Raw genomic sequence first — 23,616 nt, 5'->3', positions numbered from 1 at the left:
ATTCGGCGGAAAGCGCTACGCTTTTCCGCCCGACGAAACGGATATGCTACTGCCCGACCTTGGGCGGTTCCTTGTCGAAGTAATAGCTGATGCGCTTGCCGGGGCTGAGGTACTCCAGCGCTTCTTTCGGCAATTGGTTGGGGCGCAGGCATTGGGTGATGCTGAGGGAGGCCTCTTCGCCCAGGTCGATCAGCATCGGCGTCTTGCGCGGCACATTGGGCAGATGCAGCATCACGCATGGACGCAGCGGTTTGCTCGGGTTGACCGAAATCACCATGCCGTGGTCGCCGCTGGAAAGGCGCACGATACTGCCGGGTGGATAGACGCCCATGCTCTTGATCAGCAGCTTGAGGATGGATGGGTCGAGTTTGGCACGCTGGCGCGAGAACATGTTGGCGAGTGCCTCGTAAGGCGTCATCGCCGCCGTGATATCCAGCGGATTGCACAGGTTGTCGTAGGTATTCACGATGGCGACAATGCGCGACAGGCGGTCGATTTCCTCGCCCTTGAGCTTGCCGGGATAGCCGCTGCCGTCTATGCATTCATGGTGTTGCAGGATGATCTGGCCCACGCGCGGGGCGAGCTTGAAGTTTTCGGCGAATTTCGCGCCGAAGAGACAATGTTCATGAATCAGCGCGAGTTCTGACTTGGTCAACGGGTCGGTCTTGCGCGTGATGCGGTCGGGAATCTGCGATTTTCCGATGTCATGGAACAGCGCGCCCATCGACAGGTGCCTGACTTCCTCTTCGCTCATGTCCAGCGATTTGGCGAGTATCATCGCCAATACCGTGACGTTCAGCGAGTGTGAGTATTGCTCCGTCATGCCGCGCCGGTCGTTCATCGCGTGCAGCACCACATCACTTTCCGTCAGCAGCGATTCCACCATGCTATCCACCAGCGCATGTGCCTCGGCCATCGATTTCGGCGGCGTGATGTGGATTTCGCGCTCTATACGCATGATCGTGTTCGCCGCCTGGGCGAACTTGTGTTCGCATTCATGCACGGCCTTGCGCAGTTCCTCCAGGCGTCTGGTTTCGAAATCTTCCTCTGGAGCATCCGCAATGATGTCATCCGTTACGGGCGGTGGCTGGACGTCATTCTGCACAACGGCAGGCGTCGGGCTCGGGGCGGGGAGTGATTCGGCCGGTTCGCAATCGCTACGCAACGGGTCGTAGCGCAGTTGCTTCAGGCCGAGGGCCTTGATCTGCGCGATCTGGCCTTCGTTGCGAATCTTGAAGTTGCTGAAGGTGAACGGATGATCCATCCAGCCGAGGTCGAGATGGATGTATAGGCCGATACGCAGTTGGTCCGGGGTAATGGTGTTGACGGCTTCCGGCTTCATGATGCTATTTCCGGTAACGGACTGTTTTTCAATAAATTCACGAGATCTTCAAATGAAATGGGCTGGCTGTATAAATATCCCTGTCCTTCGGTGCAACCGCGCGCATAGAGAAAATCGCGCTGCTCCGTTTTCTCCACGCCCTCGGCGGTGATGCGCAGGCCCAGGTTCTGCCCGAGTGCGATGATGGCGCCTGCAATGGCGGCATCTTCGGCGTCGTCCGGCAGGTCATGCACGAAGGACTGGTCGATCTTGAGCTTGTCGAGCGGAAACTTCTTCAAATACGACAGCGAGGAATAGCCGGTTCCGAAGTCGTCCAGCGCCAGGCGCACGCCCATGGACTTCAGCTGCTGGCAGACATCGATAACGTATTCCACGTTGCGCATGATCGCGCTTTCGGTGATTTCCAGTTCCAGCATGCCGGGGTCGCAGCCGGTTTCAACCAGCACGCCGTAGACGGTGTCCGCGAAATTGGAGCGGTGAATCTGCACCCCGGACACATTGACGGCGATCCATTGCAGCGGGATCCCCAGTTGCGTCAGGCACATCGCGTGGTTGGCCGCTTCGCGCAGCACCCATTCGCCGATCTGCACGATAAGGCCGGTTTCTTCCGCCAGCGGGATGAATTTGGCCGGCGATACCATGCCCAGTTCCGGATGATGCCAGCGGATGAGCGCTTCCGCCGCAATGATCTTGCCTGTCTCCAGCGAAACCTGCGGCTGGTAATAGACTTCCAGTTGCCGGCGTTCCAGTGCGCGGCGCAGCATGGTGTCCAGTGTCAGCCGTTCGCGTGCGTGGTCGCTCAACTGGCTGGCGTAGAAGCGGTAGTCGTTCTTGCCTTCGTTCTTGACCTGGTACATCGCGATGTCGGCGGCCTTGATCAGGTCGTCCGCCGTCCGGCCGTCCTCAGGGAAAATGCTGATGCCGATGCTGGCACCGATGAACAATTCGTAGTTATCGATGACGAACTCGTCCTGGATACCGGAGATGATTTTCTTGGCGACGGTGGCAGGGTCTTCGATGTCGCCCATGAATTCCATCATCACCACGAATTCGTCGCCGCCCAGGCGGGCAATGGTGTCGCTGTCGCGCACGGATGCACTGAGTCGCTGGGCCGCTTTCTTCAGCAGCTTGTCGCCGACTTGGTGGCCCAGAGTGTCATTGATGTTCTTGAAGCGATCCAGATCGACGAACAGCAGCGCGATCTTGGTGCTTTCTCGCTCGGCACGCTTGATGGCGTGTTCGAGCAGTTCGTTGAGCAGGCGGCGGTTGGGCAGGCCGGTCAAAGGGTCGTGATTGACCAGTTCGTACAGGCGCTGCTGCGAATGCTTGATTTCTGAAATATCGGCGAAGACCGCGACAAAATGCGAAATCTGGTTTTCCGTGTTCTTGACGACGGTGATCGTCAGCCATTCGGGATAGATTTCGCCGTTTTTGCGCCGGTTGCGGATTTCGCCGCGCCAGCGCCCGGTCTGTTCCAGGCTGGCCCACATGGCTTCAAAGAATTCGGGCGCATGAATGCCGGAATTGAGGATATCCGGGTTCAGGCCCAGCACTTCGCCCTCGCTGTAGCCGGTGATCTCCGTGAAGCCCATGTTGATGCCGGTGATGCGGTTTTCGGCATCGCAGATCATGATGCCCTCGGCCGCCGTGTCGAACGCGATCGAGGCTTGCCCCAGGCGTTTATTGGCAATATCGCGCTGGATGGCAATGCCGATGGAGCGGCTGGCAGCGAGCAGCGCGCCGATTTCCTGGGGCGAAATTCGCTCGGCGTTGTCGAAGCGCTCCAGACAGATCAGCCCCCACCATTGCTTTTCCGTGTGGATGGGCAGGAGAGCGATGGACTGCGATTGGCGTTGATTGAAAAACACATGCTCCGGCGGAGGAAAATCCGATTGCATACCGAATATTGCTTCGCCGCGTGTCAGCATTTCCCGCCAACGGCTATGCTCGGGGCGGTCGAATTCAATGACGCGAGCCACCATGCCGGGCGAGGCGGCAATCCCGGAATCCGTCCATCCGATCAACTCGGCGCTGGTGAGCGGGTCGCTGCCTGGCGTGTTCATGAATATCTGGATGCGCGTGAAACGGGCTGCCTTGCCGATCAGCTCCAGCGCCGCTGGCATGGCTTTCTGCCAGGAATCGGCGGAATACAGTAGCCAGTCGGTCGAAACCAGAGCATCGAGAATCGCGCTGCGGCGGTATAGGCTGATTTCCGCCTGTTTGCGGTCGGAAATATCGCGGCCCAGCACCACCATGCCATAGCGGTTGCCATCCTCCATAAACAAGGGCATCTTGACGACATCGAAGTAACGCTGCTCACCATTCGCGCCGGGGATGATCTGTTCTTCTTGCTGCGTGGCGCGCGCGAGCCAGGCGCGCTCGTCTGATTCGCCGCAGTTGCGGAAAGCCTCGCGGTATTGCGGCGGCGCCTGTTCGGCCAGTTGTTCATCGGTTTTGAATGCGTAATCATTGCCTAGCTGGAACAACGCCAGACCGCTTGCGTTCGCGGCAATCCATCGGCCCTGACCGTCCTTGAAACAAATGAAATCAAGACTGGAGTTAAGCAGCGCACGCACCAGGGTTTCAAGTCCCGGAGCCGTTTTGAGTAAAGGCTCGAATGACAGCATGTCGGTGAGGATTTCGGCGGTCATTGGAGGTAAGCCGTCGCCCCGCAAGTCAGAAGGGAGGCTGTCATCGTTCTTTTGATGGGGTACTGCAACTTGCTCATACGTTTATTTGACAGCCCTTTTGCACGTTAACCGGCATTCTAACAAGGTTTTATGCTGCATATTGTGTGCGTTGCCGCGCTGCTGTGCAACCAGAAAAATGCATCAATTCCTATCTCCACTTAGGGATAATCTTGAAATTGCCAGTTCGCCCCTCACATTGGAAGCATCAAATGAACATTACCGAGGAAGCCAGCCATGCGTTTCGATAAATTGACGACCAAATTCCAGCAAGCGCTGGGCGATGCACAAAGCCTGGCAAACGCCAATGATCACGCCTATATCGAGCCGCTCCACCTGCTCTCCGCGTTGCTGAGCCAGGAGGATGGCGGTACCGCATCGCTGCTTTCGCGCGCCGGAGTCAATCTAGTACCGCTGAAGAACGGCCTGAGTCACGCGATTGATCGCCTGCCCAAAGTTGAGGGCACCGGTGGGGAAATTTCCATCTCGCGCGACCTCAACAACCTGCTCAACCTGACCGACAAGGAAGCGCTAAAGCATGGCGACGCCTTTATCGCCAGCGAGATGTTTCTGCTCGCATTGACCGAAGACAAGGGCGAGGCCGGCCGCCTGCTGAAGCAGAACGGGCTTGTCCGCAAGGCGCTGGAACAGGCCATCAACACCGTGCGCGGCGGCGAAAACGTGCAGAGCGCCGAGGCCGAAGGCAGCCGCGAGGCATTGAAGAAATACACACTGGACCTGACGGAGCGCGCGCGCATGGGCAAGCTCGATCCGGTCATCGGCCGCGACGATGAGATTCGCCGCACCATCCAGGTACTGCAGCGCCGCACCAAGAACAACCCGGTGCTGATCGGCGAGCCCGGCGTCGGCAAGACGGCCATTGTCGAAGGGCTGGCGCAGCGCATCGTCAACGGCGAGGTGCCGGAAACGCTGAAGAACAAGAAAGTCCTGTCGCTCGACATGGCAGCGCTGCTCGCTGGCGCGAAATACCGCGGCGAATTCGAGGAGCGCCTGAAGTCCGTGCTCAAGGAACTGTCGCTGGACGAAGGCCGCACCATCGTCTTTATCGATGAACTCCACACCATGGTCGGCGCGGGCAAGGCCGAAGGCGCGATGGACGCCGGCAACATGCTGAAGCCCGCCCTGGCGCGCGGCGAGTTGCATTGCGTCGGCGCGACCACGCTGGACGAATACCGCAAATACATCGAAAAGGACGCCGCACTGGAGCGCCGTTTCCAGAAAGTGCTGGTGGACGAACCCACCGTCGAATCGACCATCGCCATCCTGCGTGGCTTGCAGGAAAAATATGAGTTGCACCACGGCGTGGACATTACCGACCCAGCCATCGTCGCTGCTGCCGAATTGAGCCACCGCTATATCACCGACCGTTTTCTGCCGGACAAGGCGATCGACCTGATCGACGAGGCCGCGAGTCGCATCAAGATGGAGATCGATTCCAAGCCGGAAGCGATGGACAAGCTCGATCGCCGTCTGATCCAGCTCAAGATCGAGCGTGAAGCCGTGCGCAAGGAAAAGGACGAAGCTTCGCAGAAGCGCTTTGCGCTGATCGAAGAGGAAATCGCGCGTCTTGAAAAGGAGTATTCCGACCTCGATGAAATCTGGAAGGCCGAAAAGGCGCAGGTGCACGGTAGCCAGCACATCAAGGAGGAAATCGACAAACTCAAGGCGCAGATGGCCGATCTGCAACGCCAGGGTCAGTACGACAAGCTTGCTGAAATCCAGTACGGCAAGCTGCCTGAGCTGGAAGCCCAACTCAGGCAGGCCGAGGCGACGGCGGGAGCCGAGCCCAAACACAAGCTGCTGCGCACTCAGGTAGGCGCGGAGGAAATCGCCGAGGTGGTGTCGCGCGCGACCGGTATTCCGGTTTCCAAAATGATGCAGGGCGAGCGCGACAAGCTGCTGCACATGGAAGACAAGCTGCACGAGCGCGTAGTAGGGCAGGATGAGGCCGTGCGACTGGTGTCCGACGCCATCCGCCGCTCGCGCTCCGGCCTGTCCGACCCCAACCGGCCGTACGGCTCCTTCCTGTTCCTCGGCCCGACCGGCGTCGGCAAGACCGAGCTATGCAAGGCGCTGGCAGGTTTTCTGTTTGATAGCGAGGATCACCTGATCCGCATCGACATGAGCGAGTTCATGGAGAAGCACTCCGTCGCCCGCCTGATCGGCGCGCCGCCGGGCTATGTGGGTTACGAGGAGGGCGGCACGCTGACCGAAGCCGTGCGCCGCAAGCCGTATTCCGTGATCCTGTTCGACGAAGTGGAAAAGGCACACCCGGATGTCTTCAACGTGCTGTTGCAGGTGCTGGACGACGGCCGCATGACCGACGGCCAGGGCCGTACCGTGGACTTCAAGAACACCGTTATCATCATGACCTCCAATCTCGGCAGCCAGATGATCCAGCAGATGGCCGGCGACGATTACCAGGTCATCAAGCTGGCGGTGATGGCCGAAGTGAAGAGCTACTTCCGTCCGGAATTCATCAACCGCATCGACGAGGTGGTGGTATTCCATGGCTTGGGCGAAGCGCACGTGAAGTCCATTGCCGCAATCCAGTTGCAGAGTCTCGCCAAGCGATTGAAGGCGATGGAAATGGATATGGTGGTGACCGACGCGGCCCTTGCTGAAATCGCTGCGGCAGGTTTCGATCCGGTCTACGGCGCAAGACCGCTCAAGCGCGCGATCCAGTCGGAAATCGAAAATCCGCTGGCAAAGGAAATCCTCGCCGGAAATTTTGCGGCGAAGGATACCGTCAAGGTGGATGTGCAGGCAGGCAAGATGGTTTTTAACAAGGATTGAGCAACCATTGCCCCTTACGGCAGATTCTTCTTTTTAAGGTATTAAAGTGATTCAACTCCTCTTGTCCGCCCTCCGGCAAGAGGAGTTTTCATGGCAATAAATCCAACTCAACGACCCCTCCGCGATCCCGATTGTCGGATAACTTTACAGAGACGTCCTTCCTTCTCTGGCTCATCTACTCCGGTCCCGTGTCATTTGTGGCTTCCGGCAAGCCTGCCCCTGATGGGCATGTATTGTGCTTGATTTAGAAGGTGGGGCAACCCGATTGCCAGTATCCAGATTCGTGATGGCGGAAGCGTTCTCGCGGTCGACGATGTGACGTGCCTCTGCCGTACCCGGGAGTCCCACGACCGCTTGGCTGATGGGCCGGAATCTTCTTGGCTGGCACGGTGCAAGGCATGAGTCAAAGTGTTTATTGTGCGGCCCCTGGACCGCTGTTTCGGACTCTTGCTTCGTTCGTATAACGCGTCTTGTGGATCATTTGGACATCCTGAATTTATTCCTCATCTTAAGGGAGATGTGACAGCGTTAGATCGGTACGTATTGAATTTACGTAAGGGGTTTGCAGGCTGGCCGACTAATGTTCGCAGGTAAATCCGGTTTTCAAGGATTTGTTCCCGCTAATTCTTTTAATTAGGAGACTGAAATGACTACTCGAATGGCTATTCATTGTAATCGCACTGCAATGGTTGTCGGAGTGCTGCTGTCGCTGGCGGGATTTTCCACAGTCGCAGTATCTGCAGATACCATGCTGGGCACCGGCGGCTACAACCGTGAACTACATACCATGGAAATGATGAAGATGCTGGACGCGAACAGCGACCATATGGTTTCCAATGAGGAATTTACGACCTATTACGGTTCGCTCTTTGACGAACTGGATAAAAATCGCGACGGCGCCATCGACAGCAAAGAATGGGTGGGCACCAAGAGCGACAACAAGGTCAGTATCGCGACTGGCGGTTACAGCCAGCAATTGCGCAAGATGGAGATGATGAAGGCGATGGATACCGACAAGGACCACAAGGTCACCAAGGATGAGTTCATCAAGTTCCATGACTCGGTTTTTACCGCCATGGACACGAAGGGCGAAAAAATGATCGACGCGGAGAGTTGGCTGCGCAAGACAACCGGTAATTGACGCGAATGTTGTTACAGACAAAGGCCAGTTTATCTGGCCTTTGTTTTGTCTGTGCGGGCTTGGTGCCAAGACGGTGAATGACTGCTATATTGGACGCAGTTGCGGCCAGTCACCGGGAATATCAGCATGGACTTTGCGCAGTTCCTGAATTTTCTCGTGCATTTCGATCAGCAGCTCGGCGGCATGATCGCCCATCACCATGAGGTGATCTATGTGGTGTTGTTCGCAGTTGTCTTCTGCGAAATAGGCGTGTTGCCTTTATTCTTCCTGCCGGGCGATCCCTTGTTGTTTCTCTGCGGGGCATTTTGTGCGATGGGCGCACTCAATATCTGGCTGCTGACGCCTCTGCTTTTTGTTGCCGCCGTGTCCGGGAGCATCTTGAGCTACGGTACGGGGCATGCCATCGGCCAGCGGGCGTATACCTTGAACTATCGCTGGCTGGATCGCGGCGCATTGCAAAAGACGCATGCGTTTTACGAACGCTACGGGCGCGTCACTTTCATTCTGTCTCCATTCATTGCCGTAGTTCGCACATTTGCACCGTTTGTCGGTGGCATTGCCGGCATGACCTTCGAGAACTTTCTGATTTCGGTGATTGCCGGTGCCGCGGTGTGGGTGCTTGTGCTGGTGCCCGGCGGCTATTTCTTCGGCAACATTCCGCTGATTCGCGACCACATGGGCGCCATTGTGCTGCTGGGTTTGGCGCTCGGGCTGGGCTCGTTGGTCGTGAGCGGGCTGGTGCGAGCATACAAGGCCAGATTGCGGACGTGAGTTTTGCGGCAATTGTTAAGTCCCGATTGCGACGGTAGTGTTGTGTAAGAGTATACTTATCCATCTATCGGGGCATCGGAGATGCTGCCATCTTAAGTTCGATAAAACAATCGGTTGCTGTGTTTTTCTGGCTGGCCGCAGGAGCGGCCAATGCTGCCTCCATGCCGGCGGATTATTCCGAGGAATCGCCCAAGGTACGTGAGCTGCTGACGCAAGCCGATGTGCTGGCGGGCGAACTGGACGATCCCGATAAAGGCTGGAGCGTGGCCAAATTGTATTGCACGGCTTCCAGGCTGGGCAGCGCCGAAGCACAGTATCGTTTAGGCATGCAATACGCCTTCGGCAAAGGGGTTCCCGAAAACCGCGAACAGGCAGCGGCACTGTTCCAGGTGGCCGCGCATCAGGGACATTTCCAGGCGCAGAACATGCTGGAAACCATCAATTTGCAGCAGGCGGACAAATTGCCCCAGTGCGTCCTGGCAGAAGTGCTGCCCGAAAAACTCCCTCCGCGATCCAGCATTCGTTCCGAACTGGAGCCGGAAATCACCCGCATCGAGCGTTATGTCGAAACTCTGCCCAAGAGTCGTCGCTGGGTGGTCGAGATGGTGCGTTCCCTTTCCGACTGGTACGGCATCGATCCCAATTTCGCATTGTCGGTGATCGCGGTCGAATCCAACTTCAGTCCCGAAGCGCTTTCGAACAAGGACGCCATGGGCCTGATGCAGCTGATTCCCGCAACCGCCGAGCGCTTCAACGTCAAGAACGCTTTCGACGCCACGCAAAATATCAAGGGCGGCCTCAAGTACCTGCGCTGGCTGCTCTCTTATTTCAAGGGCGATGTCCAGCTGGTCGCCGCGGCCTATAACGCCGGTGAACGCGCAGTGGACCGCTACAAGGGCGTACCTCCCTATCCGGAAACGCGTAACTACGTGAAACGCGTAATGGAGTTCTATCAACGCGCGTCACATCCTTATGAAGAAAACCTGGTAATGCCTTCTCCTGTTGTGCTCAAGAAAGGCTAGTTGGTAATAAAAACCAATCCCATAACAAAAATCCTGTGGGGAAAGCATGCATGTATTGCTGTGGTTGGTATTGACGCTGTTGTCGGTCGAAGTTTCGGCAGAAATCTACAAATGGGTGGACAAGGACGGAACAGTGCATTTCGAGGACCGTAAGCCGCAAGGCGCGCGTTACGAGGAATTCAAGGTTAGAAGCATTTCCGGAGTGCAGACTTATCGCGCGCCGCGCACTATCAAGACAATTGCTCCCAAATCGGCGGGCAAAAAAAACGTCATCCTGTATGGGACTGCCTGGTGCGGTTATTGCACCAAGGCGCGCCGCTATTTCCAGGCAAACAACATTCCCTTTGAAGATTACGACATTGAAAGCTCCGCAAGCGCGAAGTCTGAATATGACGCACTCAACGGCAAAGGAGTGCCGCTCATCCTGGTTGGAGACAATCTCATGAATGGATTCAGCGAGACTCATTTCAACCACCTGTATAAACCTTAGCCCTGCACCCCAAATGCTGGGAATGTTTTCGGAGTAAAAAAGACAATGAATCCTGATTTCTGGCGCGAACGCTGGGAGAACCGAGAGATCGGTTTCCATCGCGATGCAGCGCATCCCTATCTGACCCGTTTCTGGCCTACGCTGGGCATTGCTCCCGGCAGCCGGGTTTTCGTCCCCTTGTGCGGAAAAAGCAATGATCTGCTCTGGCTGCGTGCGCAAGGGCATGAGGTCGTGGGGGTGGAAGTCAGCCCCATCGCGGTGCGGGAGTTTTTTGAAGAAAATCGCCTGACGCCATCCGTCTCGACAGTTGATTCATTCCAGTTCTATGAGTGCGACGGTATCCGGCTCTACTGCGGGGATTTCTTCGCGCTTACGGCATCGCATTTGGACGGAGTGTCGGCGGTTTATGATCGGGCCGCCCTGATTGCGCTTCCGCCGGAAATGCGTGAGCGCTATGCCCGCCACCTTCTGAGGTTGCTTCCCTCTGGCGCCCAAACCCTGCTTGTCGCCTTCGAATACCCGCAGCATGAAATGCCGGGGCCGCCGTTCAATGTCGATTCGGCGGAAGTATCCGCGTTGTTCGGTGCGCAGTGCACTATAAAACTGTTGCTGGAAGAGGACATCCTGGCGCAGGAGCCGCGCTTTCGCGACAAAGGCGTGACGCGGCTGAAAGAAGTCGTTTATGCGTTGGTGAAAGATGGGACATCGGGCTGACAGTATCGGCATCTGACGGTCGCTGGCTGCGCGCTCGCATTGCCATGCCCTATTTCGCTCATGATTCGGAGCGCTTTCCCGTTGTGAATGAACGTTTCAGAACTGCATGACGGCGCACAGCCTTCGGGCCGGGGCTATAATTTCCTGTCTCTTTGACCGAAGCCTTTGCACATGCGCCAACTTACACATCAACTTTCCGTCAATACCCACGGCCGCCGCATATACGACATCACCAATGAGGTGACGGCCTGGGTTCGGCAGAGTGGCATGACTACCGGCATGCTGACGCTCTACATCCAGCACACTTCCGCCAGTCTGCTGATCAACGAGAACTACGATCCTGACGTGATCGCCGATCTCGAACGTTTCTTTTCGCGGCTGGTGCCGGACGGCGATCCGCTGTTCGTCCATACCGCCGAAGGCCCGGACGATATGCCGGCACATGTGCGCACGGCGCTGACGCAAACGCATCTTTGCATCCCGCTGATCGGCGGCAAGGCGGCGCTCGGCACATGGCAGGGCGTCTTTCTTTACGAGCACCGCCACGAGCCCTATACCCGGCGCGTGGTGCTGCATCTGATAGGAGAATAGCGATGCACGTCACGCTGGTGCATGTCCACGTCAAGCCGGAACATGTGAACGATTTCATCCGCGCCACGCACGAAAATCATCGACATTCGGTGCTGGAACCCGGAAACCGGCGTTTCGATGTGTTGCAGTCGCCGGACAATGCGACGCATTTTGTGCTGTACGAGGCCTATGCCAGCGAAGTCGATACTGCACGGCATAAGCAGACCGCGCATTATCTGAAGTGGCGCGATACCGTTGCCGAATGGATGGCGAGGCCGCGTGAAGGCCTGCGCTATCACGGACTGTATCCGGAGACGTCGGCATGAAGATCCCCGCATTTGCGATTTCCAATCTGCCGCGTATCGTTTTCGGCGACGGCGTGCGCCGCCGCTTGCCCGAACTGGCGCTCGAATTCGGCCGGCATGTCTTGCTGGTGACGGGCAACGCATCGTTCCGCAATTCGCCATCATGGCCGGAATTGCTGGAAGGACTGCAGGCGGCAGGGATTACCCTTGACCACGTCAGCGTCAGCGGCGAGCCTTCTCCGCAGTTGGCTGACGGGTTGGCACGGCAGTTCAAGGATGCGCAGATCGATGTGGTCATCGGCATCGGCGGCGGCAGCGTGCTGGATGCCGCCAAGGCCATCGCCGGCCTGTTGCGCGTTCCCAATAGCGTGATGGATTATCTGGAAGGCGTCGGTCCGGAGTTGCCGTATCAAGGCCCGGCCGTGCCTTTCGTCGCGGTGCCGACCACAGCCGGCACGGGTTCCGAAGCGACCAAGAACGCCGTACTGTCCGTGCAGGGCGAGCAGGGCTTCAAGAAATCCTTCCGGCATGATTCCCTGATCGCGAAATATGCCGTGGTCGATCCGGAGTTGCTCGCGACATGCCCATCCGGGTTGATTGCAGCCGATGGCATGGATGCGTTGACCCAGTTGCTGGAATCCTACGTTTCGCTCAAATCCAACCCGTTTACCGACGCCCTGGCCTTGTCCGGCATTCGCGCGGCGCGCGACAGCCTGTTGCCATGGCATGCCGGCATCGGCGACCTTGCCGCACATCGGAGCGGCATGGCCTATGCCTCGCTGCTGTCGGGCATCACCTTGGCGCAGGTCGGGCTGGGTTCGGTGCATGGATTGGCGGCCCCACTGGGGGCGTTCTTCCCTATCCCGCATGGGGTGGTCTGCGGCACGCTGGTCGCGGCGTGCAGTGCCAGCAATATCCGCTGCTTGCGTGATCGCGCTCCCGATAGTCCGGCATTGAGCAAATATGCCGAGTTGGGCAGGCTGCTGACGAGCAAGCCGGATCTCGATGATGAAACGGCGCACGCCGCGTTACTGGAAACCCTTGCGGATTGGACGGAGCGTTTGAAGTTGCCGCGCCTCGGCGAATACGGCATGCGCCGGGAGGATATTCCGCGCGTGGTTGCCCATTGCCGCGGCAGCAGCATGAAAACCAACCCCATCGTACTGACCGACGATGAAGTCGCGGAAATCCTGGAAGAACGGCTATGACCACGGATCGCCGTTACTACGCGCTCTTGCTGGCGATACTCGGCGCGGTGTCCGTTTGGTCGGCCATCCAGCCGCACGACCGCTTTACCTGGTATCTCGAAGTGTTCCCGGTGATGATCGCATTGCCGATACTGTTGTTCACATACAAACGCTTTCCGTTCTCGCGCCTGGCTTATGCACTGATGCTGGTGCATGCGATTGTCCTGCTGATAGGCGGACACTATACCTACGCCGAAATGCCACTGTTCAACTGGCTGCGCGACGCCAATGACTGGGACCGCAATTATTACGATCGCCTCGGCCACGTTGCGCAAGGATTTATCCCGGCCATCATCGCGCGCGAGATCCTGCTGCGCACTTCGCCGCTCCGGCCCGGCAAGTGGTTGTTTTTCCTCGTGCTCTGCATTGCGCTGGCGATCAGCGCGCTCTATGAAATGCTGGAGTGGTGGGTGGCCGTCGCTTCCGGCAGCGATGCGGTGGCTTTCCTCGCCACGCAGGGCGACGTATGGGATACGCAATGGGATATGTTCCTGGCGCTGCTCGGCGCGCTGGCCGCACTGCTGTTGCTGTCCGGCTGGCATGACCGCTCGATGCGGCGTCTGGGAGCGGTGCGTTGAAAGCGCCGCAAAACCTTCAGGACTTGCGCGCCCAGCACGAAGTCGCGGTCATAGAAGCGCGCCTTGCCGCGGCCAAGCAGAGCAGCTACCTCGGCGATGCCGTGCTGGGATCCATCGATGGCTGCGTGACCACCTTCGCCGTCGTCGCCGGCACCGCGGGCGCGGCCTTGCCTGCCGGAGTGGCCATCGTGCTCGGCCTCGCCAATCTGGTGGCAGACGGTTTCAGCATGGCGGCCAGCAATTATCAGCGCGCGAAAAGCGAACACGAGCTGCTGGCAAGAGCGCGGACCATCGAGGAAATGCACGTGCATGAAGTGCCCGAGGGCGAGCGCGAGGAGGTCCGGCAAATCTATGCTGCCAAGGGTTTCCAGGGAGAAATACTGGAAGAAATTGTCAATGGCATCACCCAGGATCGCAAGCTGTGGGTGGATACCATGCTGACCGAAGAGCTTGGCCTGCGACTCGATCTGCCGAACCCCGGCATCGCTGCGCTGACGACGTTTCTCGGCTTCTGCGCAGCCGGGATCGTGCCTTTGCTACCTTATCTTCTGCCCGGCCTGCCGGCATCACAGGTGTTCCCGGTAAGCGCTGCCGCTACCGGGCTGACCTTTTTTGCAATCGGCGTGCTGAAAGGCCGGACTTTGCAATATCCGTTGTTCAAATCCGGAATGGAGACCTTGCTGGTCGGTGGCGCGGCGGCTGCACTGGCTTATCTGGCGGGGATTTTACTGAAAGGATTGGTCGGGAGTATTTAGCCAGGAGGTCTACCTGATCACGCACCACCCAAGCGGGTCGAACGGCTTGCTGCGGTGGCGCATCTCGAAGTAAAGCCCGGCGTCTGCGTTTCCGCCGCTATTGCCGACCGAGGCGATGTTGTCTCCCGGCCCAACCTCATCTCCAACGTTTTTCAGCAACGCCTGGTTGTTGCCGTAAAGGCTCATGAAGCCGTCGCCGTGATCGATGATCAGCAGGTTGCCGAAGCCGCGCAGCCAGTCGGCGAACACCACGGTGCCGGAAGCGATGGACTTCACCTCGCTGCCTTCGTTGGCGCGGATGAACAATCCCTTCCAGGAGATTCCGCTGTCTTCGCGCGTGGTGCCAAAGCGGTTGACGATGTCGCCGCGCACCGGCAGGTTGAGTTTGCCCTTGAGCGCCGCAAAGGCGGTGTCGGCCAGCGACGGGCTGGGCAGGGATTCGTTCTTGCCTATGGGTGCCGCAGGCGAAGGTGCCGGTTGCGCCTGTTTCTTGCGCTTGGGTTTGGCGGGTACGATGCGGGCCAGCCGCTCGACCAGGTTGGTAAGGCGTTTCTCGTCGCGGCGCAGCTTGGAAATCTCGCCGCGCTGCATTTTGATCTTGCCTGCGAGCTCCTGCATTACGCCCTTGCGTTCTTTTTTTTCGGATTCCAGTTGCTGGCGCTGCTTTTCCTGCTCTTCTTTCAAGGCATTGATTTCGGCGAGTGTGGCCGTTGTTTTCTGGTTGAGCGTCGCCACGTGGTCGAGGTTTTTGCGCAACGACTCGATCATCTCGGCGCGGGCGCGGGCCAGGTATGAAAAATACTGCAGGTCGCGCGTGACGGTATTTGGGTCATGCCCCGTCAGCACGATCTGCATATAGCCTTGCTGCCCGTTGAGATATTGCTGGTAGAACTGCTTGCCCAATAATTGCTGCTGGTCGCGTATCGTCTCGTTAAGGCCTGCGAGCTCCTGTTGCAAGGATTGCAGCGATTGGCGGCTGGTGGCTTGCTGCTGGGCGATTTCATGGAGCTTGCGGTTGGCCTCGCTGATGGCCTTTTCGCTCTTCTTGAGCGCGTCGGCGGCCTCGGAGTGAGCCTCCTTGGTCGTATCAAGCTCCTTTTTGAGCGACTCGATACGGCTTTTCAGTTCTTGCAGAGCTTCCTTGGAGGTTTCCGGTTTGGCGGCGAAGGCGGTGGCCTGCAGCGACAGCAGGGCGAGCGCGAGGACGCCGCCCCGAACCCGCCGCTGTAATGCCATGATGCGATAACCGTTACTGAGCGTTGACGACGAGAGGTACATCCTCGAACTCGACCAATGGACGCCCCGTCATTTCGGTGGGTTGCGGCACTCCCATCATGCGCAGCAGCGTGGGTGCGACATCGGAAAGCGCGCCATTGTTTGCCAGGTGCGCCGGGCGGCCGACGTACAGCAACGGCACGAGGTTGGTCGTGTGCTGGGTGTGCGGCTGCTGGTGGGCATGGTCTTCCATGCACTCCGCATTGCCGTGGTCGGCAGTGATGATGACTTCGCCGCCGACCTTCTGCATCGCGCGCACCACGCGACCGATGCAGATATCCACCGCCTCGACCGCCTTGATCGCAGCCGGCAGGTTGCCGGTATGGCCAACCATGTCGGCGTTGGCGTAGTTGCAAATGATGGTGTCGTACTTCTTGCTGAGGATGGCTTCTTCCAGCTTGTCGGTGACTTCGAATGCGCTCATTTCCGGCTGCATGTCGTACGTGGCGACTTGCGGCGAGGGCACCAGAATGCGATCTTCACCGGGATAAACCTGCTCTTCGCCACCGTTGAAGAAAAAGGTGACGTGCGGGTATTTCTCGGTTTCCGCGATACGCAGCTGTTTCAGGCCCAGGTTGCCCAGGTATTCGCCCAGGCTGTTGTGTATGGTTTCCGGCGGAAAGGCGACGTGCGCCGAGAGTTCGTTCTTGTTGTACATCGTCAGCGTATAGAAACCACCCAGTTTGGGGACGTGGCTGCGATGAAAGCCTTCGAAATTCTTGTCGAGGAAGGCGCGAGTGAGTTCGCGCGCCCGGTCGGAACGGAAGTTCATGTAAACGATCACATCGCCGTCTTCCACGCGCACCGGCTCGCCGATGACGGTAGCCTTGACGAATTCGTCCGTCTCGCCGCGTGCATAGGCCATTTCGAGGCCTTCGGCGGCTGTCGCGGCATGGAATTCCCCCTTGCCGCAGGCAATCAGGTTGTACGCGGCTTCCATGCGCGGCCAGCGCTTGTCGCGATCCATTGCGTAGAAGCGGCCGATGATGGTGGCGATACGCCCCGCACCAAAATGGGTGCAAGTGTCGTCCATGCGTTTGATAAAAGCCTCCGCGCTCTTGGGCGGCGTGTCGCGGCCGTCGAGGAATGCATGCACGCAGATTTTCTTGAGGCCGAGTCGTGCAGCCATTTCCACCATGCTGTGGATGTGATGTTCGTGGCTATGCACGCCGCCGCTGGAAAGCAGGCCGAAGATATGCAGCGTGCGATCGTTGTCCTTGGCGGTGTTGACGGCTGCCGTCAGTGCCGGATTGGTGAAGAAATCGCCATCGCCGATGGCGCGGTTGATGCGTTCGAATTCCTGGTAGAGAATCCGTCCCGCACCGATGTTGAGATGACCGACTTCGGAGTTGCCCATCTGGCCGGCAGGCAAGCCGACGGAGTGCTCGGAGGCATTGATCAGGGTGTGGGGGTAAGTGCGCCAGAGGGAATCCCAGTTTGGCTTATGCGCCAAAGCGATGGCGTTGTCCGCGGATTCCTCGCTATGGCCGAAGCCGTCCAGAATCAGCAGCAAAACAGGAGTGACTTTCATCTCAACTTTTCGTTTCTTGATATTCCAATGTATAAACCCTTGCTATTCTATTATATTTCAAGGGTTTTCGCATTATACTTAATGGGTATTAAGGTTCTGTGACATTATCCATGCAGGGTAGTTTCGTCAAAGTTGCTTACAAATTTATGCAAAAAACAAGCCAATCCGAGATTATTGAACACGATGAGCAGATCGAGCAGGCTGCTCGTGCGCTGAAAGCCATGTCACATCCGCTGCGCCTGAAGATTCTGTGCGTGCTCGGCGACAAGGAAATCAGCGTCCAGGAAATCGTCGAAGCGGTCGGCACAACCCAGAGCAACATTTCGCAACATCTCGCCATTCTGCGCGACAAGGATGTCCTGCGTACCCGCAAGGATGCCAACCGCGTCTATTACCGCATCGGCGATCCAAGAACGCTGAAATTGATCGCTTTGATGCGTGATGTTTTCTGTGGTTTTTCCGAATAAGCCACTGAAATAATTGCTGCCATCACCATTTAGCCATCTTGCTTTCTTTTATATATTAGAATATTCTAATTAACGAATGTTTAAGGGTCGGGTATGAAGCACTTGCTGGTTCCCACCCGCTAATGCTGGTGATCCGGTGCTTTATTACGCATTTAATTATCAACGTATGGAAGGATTTGCCTCATGACAATCAATCGTGCAGTACGGATCATTGCCGGATTTTTTATCCTGTTGTCGCTGATACTGGCGCATTTGCAAGGGCAGGCAGACCTCGGGCGGGTATCATGGTTATGGTTTACCGTCTTTGTCGGATTGAACTTGCTTCAAAGCGGATTTACCAACGCTTGTCTGATGGATAGAATCCTAGCCCGGTTCGGGTTGAAGAAAACCTGCGAAACTGCGACGCAACGCTAAAGGAGCGAGTCTTGAAATTTGTAATGGAAAATATCTGGTGGATCGGCCTGATGCTGGGTTCGGGTGCGATGCTGCTGTGGCCGATGCTGCGCGGCAGCGCTTCGGGCGCCAGGGATGTTTCGCCGGCCGAGGCGGTGCTTTTGATCAATCGCGAGAATGCGATCGTCCTGGATGTGCGCGAAGAAAGCGAATTTGCTGCCGGCCATATTCCCGCTGCGAGGAATATCCCGCTTTCCAAGTTGGCTGAACGCGCCAATGAGTTACGCAAGTTCCAGCAGAAGCCCGTGGTGGTGAATTGTCAGGGGGGTGTCCGCTCCGCGAATGCCTGCGGCCAGCTGAAGAAAGCCGGTTTCACCAACCTCTACAACCTCAGAGGCGGCATCACTGCCTGGAACGAGGCCAAACTGCCGGTGGCGAAAGGTTGAGTCATGGCGCAAATTACCATGTACACCACCGCGACCTGCCCTTACTGCATCAATGCAGAGCGCCTGCTGCGCAACAAGGGTGTGGAAGATATCGAGAAGGTTCGCGTCGATCTCGACCCGCAGCGTCGCCTCGAGATGATGGAAAAGACCGGCCGCCGCACCGTTCCGCAAATCTGGATAGGCGAGCGTCATGTCGGCGGTTTCGATGACTTGCGCGCACTGGACATGGCTGGCGCGCTCGATCCTCTTCTTGTGGAGTAAGATTCCCGATCCGGCTTTCAAAAAGCCTTGTTTAGCGGCTAAAATGGCAAACTTTTAGCCCATCAACATTTTAGGAATCGCAATGGCACAAGATCAGGAAAACGCCCAGGATACGGCACAGGCCGCAGGCGAGGAACAAGCACAAGCGGCATTCGGTATCGAGAAGATATACGTCAAGGATGTTTCGCTGGAAATCCCGAATGCGCCGCACGTATTCCTGCAACGCGAAAACCCCGAAGTCGGCATCGAGTTGCACAACTCCGCCGCCGCCATTGGCGAAGGCGTGTTCGAAGCGGTCATTACCGTGACCGTTACTTCCAAGATCGAAGACAAGACCGTGTTCCTGGTCGAGGTGGCGCAAGCCGGGATCTTCCAGATCCGCAACGTACCGAACGAAGCCATCGAAGGCATCCTCGGCGTGACTTGCCCGAACATCCTTTTCCCGTACGCTCGCGAAGCCGTGTCCGACCTGGTGACGCGTGCCGGATTCCCGCCGGTGCTGCTCAACCCGATCAACTTCGAAGCGCTCTATCTCCAGCAGAAGCAGCAACAACAGGCGCAAGCCGGTGATGCAGCAACTACGCAGCATTAAGATAGCCGTCACGCTGGCGGCACTGCTGCTGCCAGCCATGGCCTGGGCGTTGGATTATCGCTCGATATCGGTGCCCAGGGCCGTGTTCTACGATGCCCCATCCGCACAAGCCAAAAAGCTTTATGTGGCGTACCAGTTCTATCCGGTCGAAGTCATCGTCAATCTCGGCGACTGGATCAAGGTGCGCGATGTGCGCGGCGAATTTGCCTGGGTCGACGCCAAGCAACTTGAGCAGAAACGTACGGTTATCGTGAGAGTGCCGCAAGCCGAAGCCCGCGAGGCTGCCGATCCATCGGCGAAACTGGTGTTTCGCGCCGAGCAGGATGTCGCGCTCGAACTGGTCGAGAATGGCTCCAATGGCTGGGTCAAGGTTCGCCATCGCGACGGCCTGATGGGTTACATCCAGATCAATCAAGTTTGGGGTTTATAAAAGGGAGCGTGAAACACCCCGCTTGTTGCGTTGTTTGCGCCCAGGGTGTTTTGCAACGATTTAGTCTATGAATATCACCGTACTTGGCGCCGGTGCCTGGGGCACCGCACTTGCTATCCATCTGGCTCAACGCCACCCTGTCACGCTGTGGGCGCGCAATGCCGCGCAAGTCGCCGAAATGAGCCGCCTGCGGGCCAATCCGCGCTATCTGGGCGATTATGTTTTTCCTGAGGCATTGCGACTGGAATCCGATCTACATGCCGCGTTGCACTCGGCCGACCTGATTCTATCCGTGGTGCCGACCGCCGGTTTCCGCAGCATCCTGCGCGAGATCAAGGCCTCCGGCTGCAAGGCGCCAGTGGTATGGGCCAACAAGGGGCTTGAAAACGGCACGTCCAAGCTGATGCATGAAGTGATATCCGAAGAGTTGCCGGCAGGTCAATTGCGCGGCATTCTCTCCGGCCCGAGCTTTGCAGGTGAGCTGGCGAAAGGCCTGCCGACCGCCATCACGCTGGCGTCTTCCGACGCGATATTCGCCTGCGAAGCCGCTGCCGCAATGCATGGCGGTACCGTACGCATCTATAGCAGCACCGACGTGGTCGGCGTGGCCGTGGGGGGCGCACTGAAGAACGTCATGGCAATTGCAGCCGGGATCAGCGACGGCATGGGCTTCGGCAGCAACGCGCGCGCCGCGTTGATCACCCGCGGCCTGGCGGAAATCACCCGCTTCGGCATGGCGCTGGGTGGCAAGCTGGAAACCTTCATGGGCCTGGCCGGTGCCGGAGACTTGATCCTGACCTGTACCGGTGACGCCTCGCGCAACCGCACGGTCGGCTTGCGGCTGGCCAAGGGCGAGACGCTCGACGAAATCATCACTTCACTGGGCCACGTTGCCGAAGGCGTGCACACCACGCGCGAAGTGTTCAACAAGGCGCGCGAGCTTGGCGTGGAAATGCCTATTACCTGCGAAGTGCATGCCGTACTTTCCGCAGGCCGATCGCCGCGTACCGCAGTCGAAAACCTGCTGAACCGCGAGCAAAAGGCAGAACATTATTAACAACAGGTAGTGCAAGCGAGGGTGCTTGCACTACCTCAGTGCCCTCCGTTCCGGTCGGTTATTTCCCTCCCGAAAACCCGTTCTGCCGCCAGGCTTCATATGTAATCACCGCCGCCGAGTTCGAGAGATTCAGGCTGCGGCTGTGCGCCAGCATCGGCAAACGAATGCGTTGCTCAAGGGGGAAGGTCTCGAGCAGTTCCTGCGGCAAGCCGCGCGTTTCCGGCCCGAAAACAAACACATCCTCCGGCGCGTATTCCACCTGATCGTAAGAGCGGCTTCCGCGCGTCGACAGCGCAAACATGCGCCTGCCTTCCAGCGCGGCCAGGCAGGATTCCCAGTCGGCATGCACCTTTAGGCTGGCGTATTCGTGATAATCCAGTCCGGCGCGTTTCAATTGCTTGTCTTCCAGCGCAAATCCCAGCGGCTCCACCAGATGCAACGTCGCGCCGGTATTGGCGCACAGCCGAATGATGTTGCCGGTATTCGGCGGAATTTCGGGTTGGTAGAGCACGAGATGGAACATGGGTGAATCCGATAATAATGAGAGAAGGCATTGCGACGGGCTTTTATTATGCCGCGCCGTGCGCCCGAAGAAAGACTTATTCCGGCAAGGTCCTGGCAATGACCCAGCAATCCACGCGCGCAGCGCCGGCGTTCTTGACGGCGCGCGCCAGCGCGTCAAGGCTGGCGCCGGTGGTCATGACGTCATCCAGCAGCGCCACGTGTTTTCCCGCAAGACTCTGCCCGCATGCGAAAACACCTCTCATGTTGCGTCGGCGTTCTTGCAGTGACAGCCCGGCTTGCGGTGAGGTCTGGCGCGTGCGCGAGCAGATGCGTGTTGCGAGCGGAATGCCAAGCTGTTCCGCAACGATGCGGGCGATTTCGGAGGCCTGGTTGAATCCGCGCTCCTTCAGGCGGGAGGGGTGCAGCGGCATCGGGATAATGATGCCCGGTCGAGCGGCAGTCGCGAGTTCGCGTGCCAGAAGATGGCCTATCAGTGCGGAAACTGTCAGAAAGCCGGAGTACTTGTAGCGCTGCAATACTGCATTTACCGGAAAACGATATTCCAGCAGAGCGTAGGTGCCATCGAAGGCCGGTGGAGTCTTCAGGCAGGTACCGCAGATGTCGCCGGAGCCCGTGGGGAGGGCGCAGACAGGGCATTGCTTGCCGTCATGCCAAGGCAAATCGCGCTCGCAATCCGCGCAGAGCATATGTTCGAATGCCGGTGCGTCACACAGCGCGCAACGCTGCGGCAACAAAATATGCTTAATTTTTGATCTGATGTCAATCAATTGCGGCAACGTTCTTTGACAGGCTATAATTCCCGCTTTCTCACGAGAGCCACCATTATGCCAGCGAAAACGATTACCGCAGCTGATCAGAAGCGTGCGGCACAAGTGTTCAATTTTTTCTCCGCAATTGCCGTTGCTACGGTAGTGCCCATTGCCATCTGGATCGCTGCGTCCATTTTCGTTTACGCTTCCGTCGCACATCATCCGAACCCGCGTGTCGTCGATTATCTGCGGCCGTCCGGGCACCGTTTTTACGGCCTGGTCGGCGCACTGATCGCGGTGCTCAATTTCAGCTCGCCGCTGGCAAAGATGGTCGGTGGCGCCTGGAATCTGGCATTTGTCATCTGGGGCCTCGGACTGCTGATCGTGGTGTTGCCGGCGATACGCGACATTATTCGCGCAGGCAAGGAGAACTGGCAGGATATGACAATCGAGGTAGAGCATGCTTGAAACAACTTTGGAATTCGTTCGCCCGGCCAAGGCCAAGCCGGACACCGAACGCTGGACCGTGGCGGAAATCGCCGCGCTGTTCGAACTGCCATTCAGTGATCTGATGTTCCGTGCGCAGACGGCGCATCGCGAACATTTCGACCCGAATGCCATACAGGTCAGTACGCTGCTGTCGATCAAGACCGGCGGCTGCTCCGAGGATTGCGGCTACTGCCCGCAGTCTGCACGCTACCATACGGGCGTTGAGAACGAAGAGCTGCTGGCGCTGGATGACGTGGTCGCTGCCGCCAGAGCCGCCAAGGAAAACGGCGCTTCCCGCTTTTGCATGGGTGCCGCCTGGCGCGGCCCGAAGCAGCGCGACCTGGAACCGGTGCTGAAAATGATCGAGGAAGTGAAGTCGCTCGGTCTCGAAACCTGCGCGACGCTGGGCATGCTGAAAGAAGGACAGGCGGAACAGCTGCGCGAAGCCGGACTCGATTATTACAACCACAACCTGGATACCGCGCCCGAATTCTACGGCGAGGTGATTTCCACCCGTACCTACCAGGATCGCCTGGAAACGCTGGATCGCGTGCGTGACGCCGGCATGTATGTGTGTTGCGGCGGTATCGTCGGCATGGGCGAATCGCGTAACCAGCGCGCCGGCCTGATCGCCCAGCTCGCCAACATGGAAACACCCCCGGAAAGTGTGCCGATCAACCTGCTGACGCAAGTCGAAGGCACGCCGCTGCACGGCACGGACGAGCTCGACCCGTTCGAATTCGTGCGCACCATCGCCGTTGCGCGTATCACCATGCCCAAGAGCTACGTCCGTCTCTCGGCCGGTCGCCAGAGCATGGCGGAAAGCTTGCAGGCACTGTGCTTCCTCGCTGGTGCCAATTCGATTTTCTACGGCGAAAAACTGCTGACCACCGGCAATCCCGATGTCGAAGCCGACAAGGCGCTATTCGCCAAACTCGGCATCAACATGTCCAACTGAACGC

General features: G+C 58.0%; 26 protein-coding genes. 20 read left to right on the top strand and 6 right to left on the bottom strand.

The genetic code is table 11. The features are described from left to right. Positions 1-46 precede the first annotated feature (46 nt). A complete protein-coding gene (locus A7976_RS12090; protein WP_067112214.1) occupies positions 47-1,342 on the bottom strand; it encodes an HD-GYP domain-containing protein in 1,296 nt (431 codons plus the stop codon). After that, entirely contained in the window at positions 1,339-3,993 is a 2,655-nt protein-coding gene (locus tag A7976_RS12085) for an EAL domain-containing protein (protein WP_067112211.1), read from the bottom strand. The genes A7976_RS12090 and A7976_RS12085 overlap by 4 nt, the downstream gene beginning before the upstream one ends. 273 nt (positions 3,994-4,266) lie before the next feature. On the opposite strand from A7976_RS12085, the gene clpB reads away from it, so the two are divergent. The 11 genes from clpB to A7976_RS12030 all read left to right on the top strand — a co-directional run bounded on the left by clpB (position 4,267) and on the right by A7976_RS12030 (position 14,439). Then, entirely contained in the window at positions 4,267-6,846 is a 2,580-nt protein-coding gene (gene clpB / locus A7976_RS12080; RefSeq protein WP_067112208.1) for an ATP-dependent chaperone ClpB, read from the top strand. 646 nt (positions 6,847-7,492) lie between these two features. Then, positions 7,493-7,987 (top strand): EF-hand domain-containing protein, encoded by a 495-nt coding sequence (locus tag A7976_RS12075; RefSeq protein ID WP_240483872.1) that lies wholly within the window; start codon positions 7,493-7,495, stop codon positions 7,985-7,987. Positions 7,988-8,113: 126 nt separating this feature from the next. Further along, positions 8,114-8,758 carry a VTT domain-containing protein gene (locus A7976_RS12070; protein WP_067112202.1) on the top strand — a complete coding sequence of 215 codons (645 nt, stop codon included), beginning with the start codon at positions 8,114-8,116 and terminating at the stop codon, positions 8,756-8,758. Positions 8,759-8,877: 119 nt separating this feature from the next. Next, entirely contained in the window at positions 8,878-9,780 is a 903-nt protein-coding gene (locus tag A7976_RS12065; protein ID WP_240483871.1) for a lytic transglycosylase domain-containing protein, read from the top strand. A 46-nt stretch (positions 9,781-9,826) separates the two neighbouring features. Continuing rightward, on the top strand, positions 9,827-10,270 hold the full coding sequence (locus A7976_RS12060; RefSeq protein WP_067112196.1) for a glutaredoxin family protein: 444 nt from the start codon (positions 9,827-9,829) through the stop codon (positions 10,268-10,270). A 45-nt stretch (positions 10,271-10,315) separates the two neighbouring features. Beyond that, positions 10,316-10,984, top strand: a complete 669-nt coding sequence (locus tag A7976_RS12055; RefSeq protein ID WP_067112193.1) for a thiopurine S-methyltransferase — start codon at positions 10,316-10,318, stop codon at positions 10,982-10,984. 171 nt (positions 10,985-11,155) lie between these two features. Further along, positions 11,156-11,575, top strand: a complete 420-nt coding sequence (locus A7976_RS12050) for a secondary thiamine-phosphate synthase enzyme YjbQ (RefSeq protein ID WP_067112189.1) — start codon at positions 11,156-11,158, stop codon at positions 11,573-11,575. A 2-nt stretch (positions 11,576-11,577) separates the two neighbouring features. Further along, on the top strand, positions 11,578-11,880 hold the full coding sequence (locus tag A7976_RS12045; protein WP_067112186.1) for an antibiotic biosynthesis monooxygenase: 303 nt from the start codon (positions 11,578-11,580) through the stop codon (positions 11,878-11,880). Further along, entirely contained in the window at positions 11,877-13,067 is a 1,191-nt protein-coding gene (locus A7976_RS12040; protein ID WP_067112183.1) for an iron-containing alcohol dehydrogenase, read from the top strand. Before A7976_RS12045 ends, A7976_RS12040 begins: the two co-directional genes overlap by 4 nt. Then, positions 13,064-13,684 carry a DUF2238 domain-containing protein gene (locus A7976_RS12035; protein WP_067112180.1) on the top strand — a complete coding sequence of 207 codons (621 nt, stop codon included), beginning with the start codon at positions 13,064-13,066 and terminating at the stop codon, positions 13,682-13,684. The genes A7976_RS12040 and A7976_RS12035 overlap by 4 nt, the downstream gene beginning before the upstream one ends. Beyond that, complete coding sequence (locus A7976_RS12030; RefSeq protein ID WP_067112177.1) at positions 13,681-14,439, top strand: VIT1/CCC1 transporter family protein; 759 nt, start codon at positions 13,681-13,683, stop codon at positions 14,437-14,439. Before A7976_RS12035 ends, A7976_RS12030 begins: the two co-directional genes overlap by 4 nt. Positions 14,440-14,448: 9 nt before the next feature. Here the strand turns inward: A7976_RS12030 and A7976_RS12025 are convergent, their stop codons facing one another. Together A7976_RS12025 and gpmI are read right to left on the bottom strand one after the other, a co-directional pair. Further along, on the bottom strand, positions 14,449-15,675 hold the full coding sequence (locus tag A7976_RS12025; RefSeq protein ID WP_067112174.1) for a murein hydrolase activator EnvC: 1,227 nt from the start codon (positions 15,673-15,675) through the stop codon (positions 14,449-14,451). A gap of 13 nt (positions 15,676-15,688) precedes the next feature. Then, positions 15,689-17,245, bottom strand: coding sequence for a 2,3-bisphosphoglycerate-independent phosphoglycerate mutase (gene gpmI, locus A7976_RS12020; protein ID WP_067112171.1), 1,557 nt, complete (start codon positions 17,243-17,245; stop codon positions 15,689-15,691). Between the two features lie 146 nt (positions 17,246-17,391). Here gpmI and A7976_RS12015 point away from each other — a divergent pair, with 146 nt between their 5' ends. The 7 genes from A7976_RS12015 (at position 17,392) to A7976_RS11985 (ending at position 20,891) form a co-directional block, all read left to right on the top strand. Next, positions 17,392-17,712, top strand: a complete 321-nt coding sequence (locus tag A7976_RS12015; RefSeq protein ID WP_067112786.1) for a helix-turn-helix transcriptional regulator — start codon at positions 17,392-17,394, stop codon at positions 17,710-17,712. Between the two features lie 183 nt (positions 17,713-17,895). Continuing rightward, entirely contained in the window at positions 17,896-18,126 is a 231-nt protein-coding gene (locus A7976_RS12010) for a DUF2892 domain-containing protein (RefSeq protein ID WP_067112168.1), read from the top strand. A gap of 11 nt (positions 18,127-18,137) precedes the next feature. Beyond that, positions 18,138-18,551 (top strand): rhodanese-like domain-containing protein, encoded by a 414-nt coding sequence (locus A7976_RS12005; protein WP_067112165.1) that lies wholly within the window; start codon positions 18,138-18,140, stop codon positions 18,549-18,551. 3 nt (positions 18,552-18,554) lie between these two features. Further along, the gene (gene grxC / locus A7976_RS12000) at positions 18,555-18,812 is read left to right on the top strand and encodes a glutaredoxin 3 (RefSeq protein WP_067112162.1); all 258 of its coding nucleotides are present in this window, start codon (positions 18,555-18,557) and stop codon (positions 18,810-18,812) included. A gap of 82 nt (positions 18,813-18,894) precedes the next feature. Further along, positions 18,895-19,404: a protein-export chaperone SecB gene (gene secB / locus A7976_RS11995; protein WP_067112159.1), complete on the top strand. Its 510-nt coding sequence runs from the start codon at positions 18,895-18,897 to the stop codon at positions 19,402-19,404. Continuing rightward, positions 19,382-19,834 carry an SH3 domain-containing protein gene (locus tag A7976_RS11990; RefSeq protein ID WP_205633529.1) on the top strand — a complete coding sequence of 151 codons (453 nt, stop codon included), beginning with the start codon at positions 19,382-19,384 and terminating at the stop codon, positions 19,832-19,834. Before secB ends, A7976_RS11990 begins: the two co-directional genes overlap by 23 nt. Positions 19,835-19,901: 67 nt before the next feature. After that, entirely contained in the window at positions 19,902-20,891 is a 990-nt protein-coding gene (locus tag A7976_RS11985; protein ID WP_067112153.1) for an NAD(P)H-dependent glycerol-3-phosphate dehydrogenase, read from the top strand. A 58-nt stretch (positions 20,892-20,949) separates the two neighbouring features. Here A7976_RS11985 and trmL read toward each other — a convergent pair whose 3' ends face one another. After that, entirely contained in the window at positions 20,950-21,414 is a 465-nt protein-coding gene (trmL, locus tag A7976_RS11980) for a tRNA (uridine(34)/cytosine(34)/5-carboxymethylaminomethyluridine(34)-2'-O)-methyltransferase TrmL (RefSeq protein ID WP_067112150.1), read from the bottom strand. 76 nt (positions 21,415-21,490) lie between these two features. Next, the gene (locus A7976_RS11975; RefSeq protein WP_256365517.1) at positions 21,491-22,147 is read right to left on the bottom strand and encodes a ComF family protein; all 657 of its coding nucleotides are present in this window, start codon (positions 22,145-22,147) and stop codon (positions 21,491-21,493) included. 93 nt (positions 22,148-22,240) lie between these two features. Between A7976_RS11975 and A7976_RS11970 the strand changes: the two genes are divergently transcribed. Further along, the gene (locus A7976_RS11970; protein WP_067112147.1) at positions 22,241-22,633 is read left to right on the top strand and encodes a hypothetical protein; all 393 of its coding nucleotides are present in this window, start codon (positions 22,241-22,243) and stop codon (positions 22,631-22,633) included. After that, the gene (gene bioB / locus A7976_RS11965) at positions 22,626-23,612 is read left to right on the top strand and encodes a biotin synthase BioB (RefSeq protein WP_067112144.1); all 987 of its coding nucleotides are present in this window, start codon (positions 22,626-22,628) and stop codon (positions 23,610-23,612) included. The genes A7976_RS11970 and bioB overlap by 8 nt, the downstream gene beginning before the upstream one ends. Positions 23,613-23,616: the final 4 nt, after the last annotated feature.

The sequence above is a fragment of the Methylobacillus sp. MM3 genome, assembly GCF_001645185.1.
Taxonomy (GTDB): Bacteria; Pseudomonadota; Gammaproteobacteria; order Burkholderiales; family Methylophilaceae; genus MM2.
This window is presented reverse-complemented; position numbering and strand designations above follow the sequence as displayed.